Annotated in this window: 16 protein-coding genes; 5 read left to right on the top strand and 11 right to left on the bottom strand. The window is 44.2% G+C overall.

Features of this window, described 5'->3' with window-relative positions:
• Positions 1 to 321 precede the first annotated feature (321 nt).
• From pssA to AYW76_RS17410, 5 genes are all read right to left on the bottom strand, one after another.
• The gene (gene pssA / locus AYW76_RS17430) at positions 322 to 1,116 is read right to left on the bottom strand and encodes a CDP-diacylglycerol--serine O-phosphatidyltransferase (RefSeq protein WP_231872649.1); all 795 of its coding nucleotides are present in this window, start codon (positions 1,114 to 1,116) and stop codon (positions 322 to 324) included.
• A 13-nt stretch (positions 1,117 to 1,129) separates the two neighbouring features.
• The gene (gene hemL, locus AYW76_RS17425; protein ID WP_067223574.1) at positions 1,130 to 2,413 is read right to left on the bottom strand and encodes a glutamate-1-semialdehyde 2,1-aminomutase; all 1,284 of its coding nucleotides are present in this window, start codon (positions 2,411 to 2,413) and stop codon (positions 1,130 to 1,132) included.
• 26 nt (positions 2,414 to 2,439) lie between these two features.
• Entirely contained in the window at positions 2,440 to 2,862 is a 423-nt protein-coding gene (gene hemJ, locus AYW76_RS17420; RefSeq protein WP_067030444.1) for a protoporphyrinogen oxidase HemJ, read from the bottom strand.
• A 2-nt stretch (positions 2,863 to 2,864) separates the two neighbouring features.
• Positions 2,865 to 4,538 carry a chloride channel protein gene (locus AYW76_RS17415; protein ID WP_082866295.1) on the bottom strand — a complete coding sequence of 558 codons (1,674 nt, stop codon included), beginning with the start codon at positions 4,536 to 4,538 and terminating at the stop codon, positions 2,865 to 2,867.
• Between the two features lie 159 nt (positions 4,539 to 4,697).
• Positions 4,698 to 5,129, bottom strand: a complete 432-nt coding sequence (locus tag AYW76_RS17410; protein WP_067030453.1) for an Lrp/AsnC family transcriptional regulator — start codon at positions 5,127 to 5,129, stop codon at positions 4,698 to 4,700.
• Positions 5,130 to 5,278: 149 nt separating this feature from the next.
• Between AYW76_RS17410 and yjeH the strand changes: the two genes are divergently transcribed.
• Together yjeH and luxS are read left to right on the top strand one after the other, a co-directional pair.
• Positions 5,279 to 6,553 carry an L-methionine/branched-chain amino acid transporter gene (gene yjeH, locus AYW76_RS17405; RefSeq protein ID WP_067223568.1) on the top strand — a complete coding sequence of 425 codons (1,275 nt, stop codon included), beginning with the start codon at positions 5,279 to 5,281 and terminating at the stop codon, positions 6,551 to 6,553.
• Between the two features lie 55 nt (positions 6,554 to 6,608).
• Entirely contained in the window at positions 6,609 to 7,121 is a 513-nt protein-coding gene (gene luxS / locus AYW76_RS17400; protein WP_067223566.1) for an S-ribosylhomocysteine lyase, read from the top strand.
• Between the two features lie 86 nt (positions 7,122 to 7,207).
• Here the strand turns inward: luxS and AYW76_RS17395 are convergent, their stop codons facing one another.
• Complete coding sequence (locus AYW76_RS17395) at positions 7,208 to 7,840, bottom strand: LysE family translocator (RefSeq protein WP_067223562.1); 633 nt, start codon at positions 7,838 to 7,840, stop codon at positions 7,208 to 7,210.
• 167 nt (positions 7,841 to 8,007) lie between these two features.
• Here AYW76_RS17395 and AYW76_RS17390 point away from each other — a divergent pair, with 167 nt between their 5' ends.
• On the top strand, positions 8,008 to 8,892 hold the full coding sequence (locus AYW76_RS17390) for a DMT family transporter (protein WP_067223559.1): 885 nt from the start codon (positions 8,008 to 8,010) through the stop codon (positions 8,890 to 8,892).
• On the opposite strand, the gene AYW76_RS17385 is transcribed toward AYW76_RS17390, so the two are convergent.
• From AYW76_RS17385 to AYW76_RS17370, 4 genes are all read right to left on the bottom strand, one after another.
• Positions 8,873 to 9,331 (bottom strand): Lrp/AsnC family transcriptional regulator, encoded by a 459-nt coding sequence (locus tag AYW76_RS17385; protein ID WP_067030469.1) that lies wholly within the window; start codon positions 9,329 to 9,331, stop codon positions 8,873 to 8,875. The genes AYW76_RS17390 and AYW76_RS17385 overlap by 20 nt on opposite strands.
• 129 nt (positions 9,332 to 9,460) lie before the next feature.
• The gene (locus AYW76_RS17380; RefSeq protein ID WP_067223556.1) at positions 9,461 to 9,958 is read right to left on the bottom strand and encodes a hypothetical protein; all 498 of its coding nucleotides are present in this window, start codon (positions 9,956 to 9,958) and stop codon (positions 9,461 to 9,463) included.
• 254 nt (positions 9,959 to 10,212) lie between these two features.
• Entirely contained in the window at positions 10,213 to 10,704 is a 492-nt protein-coding gene (gene ilvN, locus AYW76_RS17375; protein ID WP_067030477.1) for an acetolactate synthase small subunit, read from the bottom strand.
• 1 nt (position 10,705) lies between these two features.
• The gene (locus AYW76_RS17370) at positions 10,706 to 12,424 is read right to left on the bottom strand and encodes an acetolactate synthase 3 large subunit (RefSeq protein WP_067223552.1); all 1,719 of its coding nucleotides are present in this window, start codon (positions 12,422 to 12,424) and stop codon (positions 10,706 to 10,708) included.
• Positions 12,425 to 12,851: 427 nt separating this feature from the next.
• On the opposite strand from AYW76_RS17370, the gene AYW76_RS17365 reads away from it, so the two are divergent.
• Together AYW76_RS17365 and queG are read left to right on the top strand one after the other, a co-directional pair.
• A complete protein-coding gene (locus tag AYW76_RS17365) occupies positions 12,852 to 13,112 on the top strand; it encodes a hypothetical protein (RefSeq protein WP_067030483.1) in 261 nt (86 codons plus the stop codon).
• A gap of 73 nt (positions 13,113 to 13,185) precedes the next feature.
• Positions 13,186 to 14,256 carry a tRNA epoxyqueuosine(34) reductase QueG gene (gene queG, locus AYW76_RS17360; RefSeq protein WP_067223584.1) on the top strand — a complete coding sequence of 357 codons (1,071 nt, stop codon included), beginning with the start codon at positions 13,186 to 13,188 and terminating at the stop codon, positions 14,254 to 14,256.
• Here the strand turns inward: queG and AYW76_RS17355 are convergent.
• Positions 14,183 to 15,568, bottom strand: coding sequence for a sensor domain-containing diguanylate cyclase (locus tag AYW76_RS17355; RefSeq protein WP_067223549.1), 1,386 nt, complete (start codon positions 15,566 to 15,568; stop codon positions 14,183 to 14,185). The genes queG and AYW76_RS17355 overlap by 74 nt on opposite strands.
• Between the last annotated feature and the right edge of the window lie 141 nt (positions 15,569 to 15,709).

Genomic DNA, 15,709 nt, shown 5'->3' with positions numbered 1-15,709 from the left:
TTAAAGAGCGTCTGACGCGTTCTGCTTCGTTGTTGTGAAGCGTTGTCCGTGTCAGTGGAGGCGTATAATACGCATCTGAATTTTTAGCGCAAGCGGTTTTTGAGTTAAATTAATAAAAATGCACTATTCTTTTAAATAACGCTCAGTTTGATCAAAAAAACGCACTAAAAAACACCTAAACGATCAAATATCAATCAACCTTGACCTATATAGTTAACTAGCCGTCGTTTTTATTACGTCATCGTTCATAACATTGCGCTAGAAACGAAAAAGCCCGCTGCTTATACAAGCAGCGGGCTTTAAAGGTATGGCTATTTGGCGTTAGCGCAGTTGCTTAAAAACGATACCAAGCAACCCCCACAATCCGTAGGCACAAAATACGCCGGCTAAAACCAATGCGGGCTCTAATGCGATAAGCACTAATACTAGTACCGCAATAAGTAGCACAACAAAAGGAACACGTCCTTTCAAATTGAGATCCTTAAAGCTGCGGTACTTCACATTGCTCACCATTAGCAGACCAGTCACAGGTACAAGCAACGCCATGATACTAGCGATTTGCTCTCCCGCAACACCGGCGCTTTCTGCTGCCCAAATAACGCCAGCCACAATCGCCGCCGCTGATGGGCTAGGTAATCCTGTAAAATAACGCTTATCTTGACTACCGATCATAGTGTTAAATCGAGCCAAACGTAATGCTGCACCCACCGCATAAATAAACGCGGCAATCCAACCTACTTTACCAAGAGGCGCTAAGGCCCAAGTAAATGCTACTAACGCTGGCGCAATACCGAACGACACCATATCGGCCAATGAATCATACTCGGCACCAAAGGCACTTTGAGTACGCGTTAGACGCGCCACGCGACCATCAAGACCATCAAGCACCATTGAGATAAAAATCGCTACCGCTGCTTGGGTGAAGTTTCCATCCATTGCCGCAATGATCGAGTAGAACCCTGAAAACAAAGCCGCTGTAGTAAATAAGTTAGGCAAAAGGTACACGCCACGACGTGGTTGCTTCTGCGTGGACTTCGATTCAGTAGTATCTGAGTCTACTTCATCTTTTGGGATATCTTTCTCAGTTTCTTCGACAGGCATATTATCAACCTTCATTAAGGACTCCTATCTATACAAGTTTCGCTAAAGCGCGTTTCGCCGCAGCAATGGTGAATGCAATGTCTTCATCTGAATGCGCTTGAGATATAAAGCCAGCCTCATACGCAGAAGGCGCTAAATAAACACCTTCCTCTAGTAAGTGATGGAAAAATAGTTTGAATTTATCCGTATCACACTTCTGTACGTCAGCAAACGTTATCACTCGCTCTTGATCAGTAAAAAACAAACCAAACATACCACCAACACTCACGGTCACTAATGGAACATTTAACTCATCCGCCGCGGCTTTGATACCGTCCATTAGTTTAGTCGTTTTGCTTTCTAATTCTGCATGGAAAGATGGTTCACTGATTTTATTTAATACGGCAAGGCCAGCAACCATAGCAACAGGGTTTCCAGATAAGGTACCAGCTTGATATACCGGACCAAGCGGTGAGATCTGCTCCATAATTTCACGCTTGCCGCCAAAAGCTCCCACGGGCATACCCGCGCCAATGACTTTACCTAATGTTGTAAGGTCAGGCGTGACCTTGAATTTTTCTTGAGCACCGCCTAATGCAACGCGAAAACCTGTCATCACCTCATCAAAGATCAGAACAGCACCAGATGCGTCACACACTTCACGTAATGTTTCCAAGAAACCCGATACAGGGGGAATACAGTTCATATTGCCAGCCACAGGCTCAACAATAATACAGGCTATTTGGTCGCCGATTTCAGCGAAACATGATTTCACTTCTTCAATATCATTGTATTGCAGTGTAATAGTATGTTTTGCAAGATCTGCTGGTACACCAGGAGAGTTGGGGACCCCTAACGTCAAAGCACCCGATCCAGCTTTTACAAGCAAAGAATCAGAGTGACCATGATAACAGCCTTCAAATTTTACGATTTTATCTCGTCCAGTATAGCCACGAGACAAACGAATCGCACTCATCGTTGCTTCGGTACCAGAGTTGACCATACGGACCATGTCCATAGAAGGTACAAGTTCGCATACTTTGTCCGCCATGGTAATTTCAACTTCGGTTGGAGCACCAAAGCTTAAACCGTAATCAAGCTGCTTGCGTACAGCATTAATAACATCGGGGTGTGAATGACCTAAGATCATTGGTCCCCATGAGCCAACATAATCAATATAACGTTGACCATCTTCATCGTAGACGTAAGCACCGTCTCCTTTTTGAAAAAAGATTGGTGAGCCCCCTACCCCATTAAATGCTCGAACTGGTGAGTTTACACCACCAGGAATGTGTTTTTGGGCGCGAGAATATAAATCTTCTGAACGACTCATAATAGGATCCAACTATAAACTAAACATTAAAACGGTCTAACAACGACGAGAATGACAACGCCGATGAGAACTAAAACTGGAAATTCGTTAAACCATCGATAAAAAACATGGCTACGAGTATTTTGATTGTTAGCAAATTTCTTCAACAACCTGCCACAAGCATGGTGGTAGCCTAACAACATCGCAACCAGCAACATCTTGGCGTGAAACCAGCCAGAACTAAAGTAGTACTCAGAATTGTAAGAAACAATCCAAAAACCGAATACCACCGTTGCGATTGCAGAAGGTGTCATAATGCCACGATAGAGCTTTCTCTCCATAATTTTGAAGCGCTCAATACTTTCTTGATCTTTGGCGTCAGCATGATAAACAAACAACCTTGGCAAATAAAACAAGGCCGCAAACCAACAGACGACAGCGATTATATGAAAAGCTTTAACCCAAAGCATAATTATCCCTTTAACAACATTTGATCTAATTGCTGCGATGTTACCAACCACAGCTCTTGCTGCTGAACAAAACTCACTAACACTTGATGTTGCTTATGACGATGCAACCAGCTTAGCAGCTCAGCTAACGACAGGGAGGAATCCACAACGCTCACAGGTGTGCCGGGTAACGCACGCAAAACATCCATCGCTTGTCGATTTCCTTCAACCATCAACCAAGGTTGAGGGCCTAAATCGAGCTCTTTAAGTTTTCCAACCATTTCAGACACGGAAACAATGAAATGGTGTCCACTTTTTTCGATCGAGACATAGTCTATCATACCCGAAGCTAAATCACGGACCCGCTCAAGATGAAGCAATTCAGGAAAATTATTCACTTTACTCGCGACACTGCGGACATCACGTTGGCGTAACACTCTCTGAACGGGACTCCACTCAGACACCATACCTAGGGAATGTAAACGCTCAACGAAAATAGAATCCTGATTAAACAACAACCGCACCGCGGTACAAGACACAACAATCACTAAAATAGCGGGAGCAATAGTGACCGATGTATGCGTCATTTCCACCATTGCAACAATCGCCGTCAACGGTGCTTGAAACACCGTTGCCATCATCCCAGCCATGCCTAATAAAACAAATAAAGCGAGCTCTGCTGCTACCGGAATTTGCGTGTCGAACCAAAATGAAACTTGGGCACCAAGCATACCGCCAATCACAAACGTAGGACCAACCATACCACCTGGTATACCTAGCCCGATTGAAACGGAGGTCAGCAGTACCTTTGCCAAAGCCAACCCTAATAAAGACACAAATAAAATGTCGCCCTGCAATAAACTGTTCAACGTGTCATAGCCGCCGCCTAACACTTGAGGCAAATACAAACCAACCAAACCGGTCAAAACACCCACCGTCATAAAGCGAGCGGCAAGAGGAACACTTCCTAAGCGCCACAACGCTCTTTGGACTTGATAAAATAACGTTGAGGCAACCACGATGCACAGCGCTAAAACCGCATAGGCAGCGAGCATATCAAGCTGATAAAGTGGCAAAAACACCGCCTCTAACTCAAACACCTCAATGCGCCCTAAAATTATCTGACTAATAGCTGTAGCAACAACCGAAGACAACAAAACGGGGAGCACCAAACGCAAGCGGTATTCATGAAAAATCACTTCGTAAGCAAACAAAACTCCAGCTAATGGCGTTTGAAAAGCCGCAGCAATAGCGCCAGCTACCCCACAGGCAACGAGCGTCTCCACGGCAATATAGGACAGTCGAAATCGCTGTGCCAAAATACTGCCAAATGTTGCACCTATATGCACTGCCGGCCCTTCTTTACCAATTGACAGCCCACCGAACAAACCAATAAACGCCCCTACGAACTGAATGAAAGCATTCATAAGTGGCAAATTGCCTTGGTGATAATTCAGACGCTCCACAACGTATGGAATACCCACTTTTAAAAACTTAGCGGGCACCAGTAACCAAATGATAGTTAAAGCCGCACAGGCAAGGACAGGTAAAATAAAACGAACAGTTGGGGATAACGCTTCATAGTTTTCACTATGGGAAGGTAAAACAGTAGAAGAAAGCCAGTACAGCAACTCAATCATGCCTGTCATCGCTAAGCTACTTAGCACACCACAGACCAACGCCAAGCCTGAGAGCATCAAAAGATCATCAGCAGCTAACTCTCGATTGCGCCAACGTGCGATGAAATCTAGTCCTTTCAGACTCGCCTCCTTATTATTTTATGATCAGTTCATTAATTGAAGCACCAAGATCAGAGAATTACAACGCCACTCCTGCACTACACATTGCACGCATCATTAAAGCCGATCAAGCCGAGTTGCTAAACACATATGCGTCATCACTTTATCAATATTTGGCCAGCCGTCCATTTCTAAACGAATATCATGTAAACGCTTCATGGACGTCACTTGAACCAACAACATCAAATCAATATCGCCACTGATTGAATGCGCCATTTTTATTTCAGGGATCTTTTCAATGTAAGGTTGCACTAGCTCACAAGAAAGCGGCCTAAACGTCAGCGCCAAGTAAGCCGAAATTAAATCCTCACCAGGCAAAGCAATGTGGGCATGATAACCCGTGATTTTGCCACCCTCTTCCATTCTTTTAATACGATCGGATACCGCGGTTCGTGACAAATTAACTTGTCTACTGATATCCGAAACAGATAAACGTGCATCCTGCACTAATAACGCAAGAATTTTTTCGTCATAGCGGTCTAACGTCATTAATTAGCCTATTTTTTTATACACCGACAGTTTGTAGGGTAAACCTGCACTTTGCTGCAAAATGGCGTCAGTTTGTGCGCAGATTTATCTGATCACTCATTTTATCCTTAACGCTATAAAATCAAAGCAATTTCAGCAGGACTTATCGTATGCAATACCAAAGGACACTTGGACCTCTTCAAGGCATGGCCATGACTGTAACAACATTTGTAGGAACAGGGTTAATGATTCTACCTGCCATGTCCGTTGCACAAGCTGGCAGTTTCGCTTTTTATGCATGGCTTATCACCGCCACCATTATCGTACCGGTTGCCTTTGTCTTTGCCTTTCTTGGTGGCCGCTTTCCTTCGGCGGGTGGTGCATCACATTACATAGGAAAGGTATTAGGGAAAAAAGCTGAACGAGCAGTCGGGTGGCTATTTTTGAGCATTTTGTTTGTGGGCCCTGCAGTGGCCATAAAAGTCGCAGCGGCGTATCTTGCAGTATTGCTCAATTTAACCGAGAGCTCTGTCTTTTTATTAAGTGTTATCACCTTAATAGGAATGCTCTTGTTTTCGATTGCTGGCATGAAAAACTCCGCCAACTTTCAAACCGGTGTGGTGGTGTGCTTAATCAGCACCGTACTAGCGTTATTTATACTAAGCGGAGCGCCGTTTTCTTCAAACATTATCAACCGTCCTCAAAGCTGGCCAGAGTTAGAAACAACATTACTCGCAACTGGCACTATCTTTTGGTGTTTTCTTGGCATAGAAGTCATGGCTCATATGGGTGCAGAGTTTAAAAACCCAAGCCGAGACTTCCCCATCGCGCTGCTTGGCGGTATTGCACTGGTCGTTATGCTTTATCTCGCTACGGTACTAATGATTGCAGAATACAAAGTTTACGGAAATGAATTTACTAACAGCCAATCCTTAGCTCTCTTAGTCGGTTCACTGTTAGGCGAAGAAGCTCGCCGCTGGTTTGCACTGGGTGCCTACATTATCGCGTTCTCGAACGTAGGAACATATATCTTAGGTTTTGCTCGTATGGTGCAATCCATGGCAAGCCAACGTGCGATCCCGCAGTATTTTAATATTCTATCAAACAAAGGAACGCCTGTTAGAGCGGTCAGTCTAGTAGGTTTAGCTTGTTTACTCTCACTCTTATTAGTCGAGTTTTTTGGAACTCAAATGGAGTGGCTCATTGAAATGACGAATGGCGCTTTCTTATTGATCTATACACTTACCTGCATTACCGCAATCAAGTCCTTAGAATCACGCTTTCGCTGGGTAGCTGTATTAGCAACCTTTAGCTGTCTTATGATGATTGTCTTCATCGGACAAAACATGTTGTTTGCAGTCCTTGTTTTTGTATTAGCCTTCGCTTGGGAAAGCTTAAAAATTCAAAATCCTCCCATGCCGGAAGATAAAATTCATGTACAATAAGCCTATGAACATTCACCTCGGTTCGATTGAAACGAGATATTAGGAGAGAACACACATGCCACTACTAGACAGTTTTCGAGTAGATCACACACGTATGCAAGCTCCAGCGGTACGCGTTGCGAAAACAATGGAAACCCCTAAAGGCGACACAATCACAGTCTTCGATCTACGTTTTTGCATTCCCAACGCTGAGATCTTGTCTGAAAAAGGCATTCACACTCTTGAGCACTTATTTGCTGGTTTTATGCGTGACCACTTAAACGGTAATGGTGTAGAAATCATCGACCTATCACCAATGGGTTGCCGTACAGGTTTTTACATGAGCCTCATCGGTACGCCGGGCGAAGAAAAAGTAGCAGAGAGCTGGAAAGCAGCTATGCAAGATGTGATCGATGTTGCCGCGAAAGAAGACATTCCTGAGCTAAACGAATATCAGTGCGGCACTTACACGATGCACTCACTGGAAGAAGCAAAAGACATCGCGCGTAATATTCTTGAACGCGGCGTGTTGGTAAACAGTAACTCAGAACTTTACCTGAGCGAAGAGTTCCTAGCAGAACATTCTTAATCTGCTTACAGTATTGACACATCAAAAAAGAGAGCCAAATGGCTCTCTTTTTTCTACTACTTTCTATTTAAAAACTTTTCTAAACGTTACCCACGAGTTGCCGTCGCTAAGAAGGCACTGGCCGCTACAAAAATCCCACCCATACCACGGTTCAAATTTGCCAACCCCTTTGGACTACGGATAATGCGACGTAATTGACGTCCGCCGATAGCATAAAAGAAAGCAGCAATAAACTCTGTTGCTAAAAACGTCGCCCCGATAATAGTGAACTGAATAGCAACAGGCTCATTCAAATCCAATAATTGTGGGAAAATTGCAGTAAATATCAAAACCGCTTTAGGGTTACTGATGGCAATCATAAACTCTTGGCGCATACGCGAGAAATGAGAGCGTTGAACAATAACACCCTCCTCTTCCATAGAGCTTAAATTTTGTTTAGCAGCCATCCATGTTTTAACCCCAACATATAACAGATATACCACTCCTAACCACTTCACCACATTAAACCAAAACGATGACGAAACGATCACCGCTCCAAGACCTAATGCGGAAACCACCATTAAAATAGTGAACGCTACATTACGCCCAATGACGGCAATAACCGCGGCTGGTGCTCCGACACGAATACCATTATACATAGCCGTAAAGTTGTTTGGCCCTGGGCCAAAAGATAGTAGCAATAAGATCGGAGCAACCGTTAACCAAAACTGAAGTGCCATTCTAAGTCTTACCTCGCAATGAATGACTTAATATTCCAAAGCTCGAACCCAGAAATACCTTATTTATTAAGGATTCAAACCTTATATTCGAAGGCATATCACTGTTCTGAATTCCGCTATTGACCGTAAAATAGGCGGCAACTTTAACGATAAAAAACGAGTATGTCATGTCTATTTCGCACTTATTTTTATGGCTCACCGCCAGCATTTGGGGATTCGCATTTGTTGCGCAAAGTACGGCAATGGAAGTCATTGGTCCACATACTTTTAATGCGGTTCGCTTCCTTTTAGCGACACTTTCAATGATACCATTACTGTTCATTTTCAAGACGAAACAAGACTACGATCCAAAAGCTTTACTGAAAGGGAGTATCGCCGCAGGAAGCTTACTTTTCTGTGGTTTTACCTTTCAGCAAACCGGACTTTTGTATACCACAGCAGGTAACGCAGGCTTCATCACAAGCATGTATATCGTACTAGTCCCTTTAGTTGGGTTACTGTTTAAACATTCCGTTGACCGATTAACTTGGGGGGGCATTGCCGTCTCTTTAGTTGGCTTTTATGTCCTAACCATTGGGCCAAACCTCAGCATCAATAAAGGTGATGTACTAGAACTAGCGGGCACTTTATTCTGGACCTGCCATGTCTTGCTAATCAGTTACTTATCACGATCATTACCTGCACTACCTTTATCCATTGCTCAGTTTGCCATCGCAACGTTTTGGGCAAGCCTGACGGCATTCACATTAGAAGAACCTAGACTTGCTGCAGTAGAGCTGGCTTGGTGGCCATTAGTGTATGCTGGTGTGGCTTCTTCAGGCATTGCCTTCACCCTTCAAACCTTAGGACAACGACAGGTAACACCGAGTACGACAGCTCTAATACTCTCAATGGAAGCCGTGTTTGCAGCCATCGGCGGCTGGTGGCTGATGGGAGAAGTGCTAAGCGATCGAGCTCTATTTGGCTGCGCACTCATTTTTACCGGTATGATCGTAAGCCAATGGCCACGTAAAGAAACCGCTATAGACGCTACTAGGGAAGCGAGCCGGTAACCTCTTCGATATTGAGCGGCATACCACGCTGAACGGGTTGAGAAAGAATCATCATCGTTTTCGTGTCGCTCAAGTCAATCAAACGTTCAAGCAAGATATCCAAGCGTGACATTGATGAGACCGCTACGCGTAAGATAAAAGCAGAAGGTCCAGTCACATTGTAACAATCTAAAATTTCTTCAAGGCCTACAACCAAGTCCTTAAACTCTCGCTCTTTGGTTCGGTACACTTCACACTCAACCAAAGCTGTAATAGGAATGCCCGCATTTTCTAGATTAATCTTGGCTTGATACCCAGTAATTACACCTTGCTCTTCCAACTTCTTAATACGCTCTGCCACCGCTGGTGCTGACAGGTGGACAAGCTTAGCAAGCTCTGAGTAACCTAAGCGGCCATTTGACTCAAGTGCTTTGAGTAATTTCCAATTAATCCTATCCATATCTATACCCATTAAGATAAAAACTGCTTTAGCTTAACGGGTAGCGTGATGAATTTCGACTTTTACAGGCTCTTGAACACAAAAACGGCCACACAAGGTGGCCGCATTATGAATAACAATTAATGATCGTTATTCGTCGATGCCTAGTTTGTCTTTCAAGGCTGCAACAGATTCATTATACGATTCAGAGATGCTTTCCATTGTATCGTCATAAGTCTCTTTTGCTTCTTCCATAGCCTCATCAGTATCGGCTTCTTCTTTGGCTTCTTCATAAGCATCTTTAGCGTTTTCTACTTGCTCATCGTACTCACCATGTAGGTCTTCCATACCTTCATTGAAGCTGTCTTTGATGTCATTCCACTTATCTTCAGCGTTGTCTTCATTCATGTTTTTGTTGATCCAACACTCAGTTTTTGCTGTAGATAACTCCATTTGCGCACCGACAATGGCAGACCAATCGTTATCAGCCTTTGCTTTCTCCATCGCAACTTCCTGTTTTTCAATCATACTACAGCCGTCACCATCGTAATCTGCGTAAGCTACTGATGCTGTCATTGAAGCCGCTGCAATGGCTGCTGCTAATGTACCTTTTTTAGCGAATGTAAATGCGTTAGTTAAAGTTTTCATATGACCGTCCTTTTTTCATTTGCTTAAGTGATGAGTAGATAATGGCAGTTATCAAAGAAAAAGAAAGAGGTGACAGTTCGGTTACGTTTTTGCTCCTAGTAAGCACTGAATGCAGGAGCGGATACTTATTTTCTCAGCATTTGTCAGCGACAGGTAAAGAAGCATCACACATCAACGGGGAGTCGTACTTATTCTTCAGGCATAAAAAAACGCGCCGTAGCGCGTTTTTAAAAACTGTATGATAGCTAGAGGCCTTACAGTGAAAGCGTTTTTTCACCACGAGCGATACCCGATACACCAGTACGCACGACTTCAAGAATGTGCATACCACTCAGAGCATGCAAAAAGCCATCAAGCTTATCTGACTCGCCCACAATCTGAATAGTGTAAATCGATGGCGTCATATCAACGATGTTGCCACGGAAAATATCTACCGTACGTTTGACTTCAGCACGCTGTGCACCAGAAGCACGAACTTTTACAAGCATCATTTCACGTTCGATATGCTGACCTTCCGTTAAATCAACCAGCTTCACCACATCAATCAGCTTATTCAACTGTTTTGTGATTTGCTCAACCACTTGATCAGAGCCAAATGTTGTCAACGTTAAACGAGACAACGTAGGGTCATCGGTCGGCGCCACGTTCAATGTTTCGATGTTGAAGTTACGTTGCGAGAACAAACCAACAACACGCGACAAAGCACCCGGCTCGTTTTCCATTAAAACTGAGATAATGTGTCGCATCTTAAGTTCGCTCCGTCTTGCTTAGGAACATATCGCGCATAGAGCCGCGTGGCACTTGCATTGGGTACACATGTTCCTCTGGGTCTACATAACAGTTGATGAATACAAGCTGATCTGTCATTGCGAACGCTTCTTCCATCTTCGCATCTAATTCGTCTTTGGTACGGATTTCTACGTACTTATGACGGTAGGCATCCATCAAAGTTTTGAATTCAGGAAGAGAATCCATGTAAGAGTTTGAATGACGACCTTCATAGTTCATATCCTGCCATTGGCGAACCATCCCCAATGAACCATTGTTCAAGCATAGAATCTTGACTGGAATACCGTACTGTAGACAAGTGGATAGCTCCTGAATGTTCATCTGGATGCTACCTTCGCCCGTTACACAAACAACAGTTTCTTCAGGGAAGTTCATTTTAACGCCCATTGCTGCAGGCAAACCAAAGCCCATCGTGCCAAGACCACCAGAGTTAATCCAACGGTATGGTTTTGAGAACTTATAGTATTGGGCGGTAAACATTTGGTGCTGACCCACATCTGATGCAACATAGGCATCACCATTGGTTGCACGCCAGCAGGCTTCAACCGCGGCTTGAGGCTTGATCTTGTCACCAGCAGTGTCGTAACGACCACCATGCACCTGACGCCATTCATTGATCTGCTTCCACCAGCTTGCGATTGCATCTTGATTCGTTCGAGCTGGGGCATCATCAATCAGCCCCATCATTTCTTCTAGGACTTGAATTACAGGCCCAACAATCGGTACATCGGCACGAATCGTTTTAGAAATGGATGCAGGATCAATGTCTACATGGATAATTTTAGCACTCGGGCAAAACTTATCTGGATCATTGGTAACACGATCATCAAAACGCGCACCGATAGCTAAAATCAAATCACTGTGATGCATCGCTTGGTTAGCTTCATAAGAGCCATGCATACCCAACATCCCCACGGACTGATCGTCAGTCGCAGAGTAACCACCTAGTCCCATCAAGGTATTCGTCACTGGGTAGCCAAGTTCTTTTGCAAGTTTAGTCAGCTGTTCAGAAGCACCACCCATAATGACACCGCCACCGGCGTAAATCATTGGGCGTTTAGCGGCTAACAATAAATCAACTGCTTTCTTAATTTGTCCACTGTGGCCTTTTGTAGGCGGCGTGTACGAACGCAGTGAAACAGACTCAGGGAAGCTGTATTCAAACTTCTCATTTGGCATTGTCATATCTTTAGGGATATCGACAACTACTGGGCCTGGGCGACCTGTGCTCGCAATATGGAAGGCTTTTTTCAGAATCAACGGAATCTCTGAAGGATGCTTAACTGAAAAACTATGCTTCACAATCGGACGAGATACACCGATCATATCCGTTTCTTGAAAGGCATCTTCACCAATCAAGTAACTCATTACCTGACCACAGATAACCACCATAGGGATGGAGTCCATGAAGGCTGTAGCAATACCTGTTACCGTATTGGTTGCACCAGGACCAGAGGTAACCAAAACAACCCCAGGTTTACCTGTCGCACGCGCATAACCGTCAGCCATGTGTGTAGCGGCTTGCTCGTGGCGGACAAGGACGTGTTTGACGTCTGATTGGCGGTGTAGCGCATCGTAAATGTGCAATGCTGCACCACCTGGATAACCATATATGTACTCAACTCCCTCATCTTTAAGGAAGCGGGCGATCATTTCACCACCGGATAATAACTCCACCTTGTTAACCTCTATAGTGTTCATCAATCTGCTACTTTAGGTATGACTATTGTAACCGCATACTAAGGTCAGATAAAAGTTGATAAAACGATGTTTGCAAAACAAATGAGATACCTGGAATTAAGGAACACTCAAACGCAATAAATCGCAGTTTTGACACTGCCCGCGTTTATATCGCGAGGAGAAGTATTGTAGGTAAAAATTCTACTCACAACACTTTGTGCAACGACTATACTTTAGTCGTATAGGAAGGGGCTGTTTGCCACCATCAGAAGAGATAGTCAGCGGGGTATTGCTGACATAGAAGAACATTGTCTCAAGCGCACCACTGCGTGTCAATGAAAACGCCTCAACAAACGCCATTCTTCTTGCTCTGACAGGGCTTTCATGGTGTCATACTTATATTATGAAATAAGGAGTTACCACTATGGCTTCAGAATTAAACCAACAACGTATTATTGATGAATTTTTACGCTGTTTTCGCAAAATGCTAATGGAACCAGAGCTGTCTGCTGAATTAGTTCGCATTGCAAAAGAGCACATCAATGAGCCGAATGCTTATCAAGTGATTGCAGACGCAGTTTCAAGCCAAACCACAATAAAAATCCAAGAAGAACATACGGATGCGGATCGTATGTTTATCAATCTTCTAATTGACACCGTAAAAAGCGATAGCAACCTTTATTAAAAGGCCTTGCTGCTTTCATATCAGTAGGAGCTTTTAAGCTCCTACTTTCTTGAATGACCTTCATGTAGTGTTTATGCCCTCTTTTGACGAAGCCAGCCTCCAACACATTGCCAACAACATCAAAGCTTGGTCCAAAGAATTTGGCTTTAGTGACTGCCGTATTGTAAATCCAGAACTAGAACAATATCGTGAGGACTTTCACGCTTGGCTTGAGCAAGGCTATCATGGCGAAATGGATTACCTTGCCAATCATGATGATCTACGCTTTCAGCCAGCAAACCTTCATGCAGGCACTCAGCGCGTCATAAGTTTGAGCATGCCCTATCTACCTGAATCTGTGGAAACGGTAAAACGCCTGAAGACTCCTGAAAAAGCCTACATTGCTCGTTATGCACTAGGACGTGACTACCACAAGCTTATTCGCAAACGACTGACTCAGTTAGCAAAGCGTATTGAAGAAGAGATTGGTGATCATGGCTATCGCGCCTTTGTTGATAGTGCCCCTATTTTAGAGCGACAAATCGCTGAGCAAGCAGGCATGGGCTGGATTGGAAAGAACACTTTGTTACTGTCACCCAAAGCAGGCAGTTGGTTTTTATTAGGGGAGGTTTTTACAAACCTCCCCTTGCCCGTTGACCCGCCAACGCCACAACGACATTGCGGCAGTTGCAGTGCATGCTTGGATAAATGCCCAACCAATGCCTTTGTTAAACCATGGGTCTTGGACGCCAGTAAATGTATTTCCTACTTAACCATTGAATACGATGGCATCATCCCTGAAGAGCTGCGCGCCAAAATGGGCAATCGAATCTTTGGTTGCGATGACTGCCAATTAGTCTGCCCTTGGACAAAATTTGCCAAAAACACCCAAGAAGATGATTTTCAACCAAGACACAATTTAGACAGTGAGGACTTACTGACTTTATTTGAATGGGATGAAGATACCTTTTTAAGTAACACAGCGGGCTCTCCCATCAGAAGAACGGGGTATGAAAACTGGCGCCGAAACATCGCCGTCGCCCTAGGTAACGCGCCTTACTCCAAGGCAACAGTTGACGCCTTAGATCGTGCTAAGAAGAATGCTTCTGAGAAGCTTCTGGTTCATCTTGAATGGGCACTGGCTCAACATCAAACACCTCAATAAACTCACCTTCCATGAGTGAATCCGAGTCAAGTTGAGCATGACTTTCCTCAACATAAGCGATAATCACTCTATTGCGGCCACTGCCTTTGGCATCGTATAAAGCATCGTCAGCACGTTTCAATAGCTCAGGCCCAGTCTCGATCGAACTCAATTGAGCAACCCCTATACTCGTCGTCACCCGTATGGATTGCTCTTCAAAGTGAGCTTCTGCAAGTACAGCCCTTAAGGATTCAGCCTTTCGTTCTGCGCTGTGCAAATCAAAATATGGCAGCAGTACAGCAAACTCCTCTCCGCCCCATCGTGCAACAACCCCCTCTTCGCCCACTTCTTTCTGGATAACTTGGGCCGCGTGCTTTAACACTAGATCTCCAGCCTGATGACCAAAGCGATCGTTCACTTTTTTGAAGTCATCTAGATCCACTAACAAGAGAGACAGAGGCGTAACACGGCGACGTGCGAGCATGACATATTCGAGAAAAAGCACATCAAATCGAGTACGGTTATACACTTGAGTCAAGGCGTCCGTATTAGCGATCACTGAAAGCTGCTGGTTCAGATCGACAAGCTCTTGATTACGCTCCTCTAAAGCCGCTGTCTTAGCTTTAATGTGGTTTTCCAGAGACTTGTTAATGTTACTGAATTCTTCACGGGATTTGGCAAGCGATAAAATCACTCGATTAATACCGTCTAAGATCTGCCGATACTCTCCGAACTGCCCAGGAAAAGAGTGAGCTTGTAATGGAGTTGGTCGCTCTAAACACACTAAACTCAACTCACGCATAAAGCCCTCAAAACCAGAACGAACGCCGCGCTTAATGACGACGGCAAGAACGGCAAGCAACAAAACGAATTGCAGCAGTAAAACCCCCATCGCAGCAGGCAAGTTATTAACAACAACTTGATACAAAGACCACTTAGGAAACGCTAAGGCAAGTGTGAAAGAAGAGTTTTGAATTGCTAGGAGTTGAAGTAAGCTAGAGTCCGTCGCTTCAAGCTGCGCTTGATTTGGCCATGAGAAAACAATTGAGCCATCTTCGCCAAGCAGCGCAAAAGATTCAACTGACGCGAAGTCACGACTAAAGAACTGAGTTCCGAGCGTCAATGAAGCCAGTAGCTGGTCAATATTATCTGGTGTTTGTTCAATGACAGTTTCAACAGAAGAACGCAACTGTTGCACTACATGTTGACGGTTTTCTTGGTACTGTTGATAAGACCAAGTGATAAACACACATAACACAAAACCTGTAACCGCAAGATAGCAGGCGAGCACTTTAGTCAGTATGAATTGAACCGCACTTCTTTGAGGTAACACGCTAAACCCTTATGCCCATATTCAGAGTACAAAGTCCAACAACTAATAAAGACCCGCTTAAAGAAATCGCTTTACTTAGATAATTAATCGACAGAACTTAACACAAAGACCACAAAAGTTGATGCCGGATTACATTTTATT

The sequence above is a fragment of the Marinomonas gallaica genome (assembly GCF_001639745.1).
GTDB classification, from domain to species: domain Bacteria; phylum Pseudomonadota; class Gammaproteobacteria; order Pseudomonadales; family Marinomonadaceae; genus Marinomonas; species Marinomonas gallaica.
This window is presented reverse-complemented; position numbering and strand designations above follow the sequence as displayed.

What these genes read in the sequence shown, in the direction of transcription:
- pssA (WP_231872649.1), bottom strand. Translation starts at nt 1,116, where the DNA reads ATGAAGGTTGATAATATGCCTGTCGAAGAAACTGAGAAAGATATCCCA.
- hemL (WP_067223574.1), bottom strand. Translation starts at nt 2,413, where the DNA reads ATGAGTCGTTCAGAAGATTTATATTCTCGCGCCCAAAAACACATTCCT.
- hemJ (WP_067030444.1), bottom strand. Translation starts at nt 2,862, where the DNA reads ATGCTTTGGGTTAAAGCTTTTCATATAATCGCTGTCGTCTGTTGGTTT.
- AYW76_RS17415 (WP_082866295.1), bottom strand. Translation starts at nt 4,538, where the DNA reads ATGCTCTCAGGCTTGGCGTTGGTCTGTGGTGTGCTAAGTAGCTTAGCG.
- AYW76_RS17410 (WP_067030453.1), bottom strand. Translation starts at nt 5,129, where the DNA reads ATGACGTTAGACCGCTATGACGAAAAAATTCTTGCGTTATTAGTGCAG.
- yjeH (WP_067223568.1), top strand. Translation starts at nt 5,279, where the DNA reads ATGCAATACCAAAGGACACTTGGACCTCTTCAAGGCATGGCCATGACT.
- luxS (WP_067223566.1), top strand. Translation starts at nt 6,609, where the DNA reads ATGCCACTACTAGACAGTTTTCGAGTAGATCACACACGTATGCAAGCT.
- AYW76_RS17395 (WP_067223562.1), bottom strand. Translation starts at nt 7,840, where the DNA reads ATGGCACTTCAGTTTTGGTTAACGGTTGCTCCGATCTTATTGCTACTA.
- AYW76_RS17390 (WP_067223559.1), top strand. Translation starts at nt 8,008, where the DNA reads ATGTCTATTTCGCACTTATTTTTATGGCTCACCGCCAGCATTTGGGGA.
- AYW76_RS17385 (WP_067030469.1), bottom strand. Translation starts at nt 9,331, where the DNA reads ATGGATAGGATTAATTGGAAATTACTCAAAGCACTTGAGTCAAATGGC.
- AYW76_RS17380 (WP_067223556.1), bottom strand. Translation starts at nt 9,958, where the DNA reads ATGAAAACTTTAACTAACGCATTTACATTCGCTAAAAAAGGTACATTA.
- ilvN (WP_067030477.1), bottom strand. Translation starts at nt 10,704, where the DNA reads ATGCGACACATTATCTCAGTTTTAATGGAAAACGAGCCGGGTGCTTTG.
- AYW76_RS17365 (WP_067030483.1), top strand. Translation starts at nt 12,852, where the DNA reads ATGGCTTCAGAATTAAACCAACAACGTATTATTGATGAATTTTTACGC.
- queG (WP_067223584.1), top strand. Translation starts at nt 13,186, where the DNA reads ATGCCCTCTTTTGACGAAGCCAGCCTCCAACACATTGCCAACAACATC.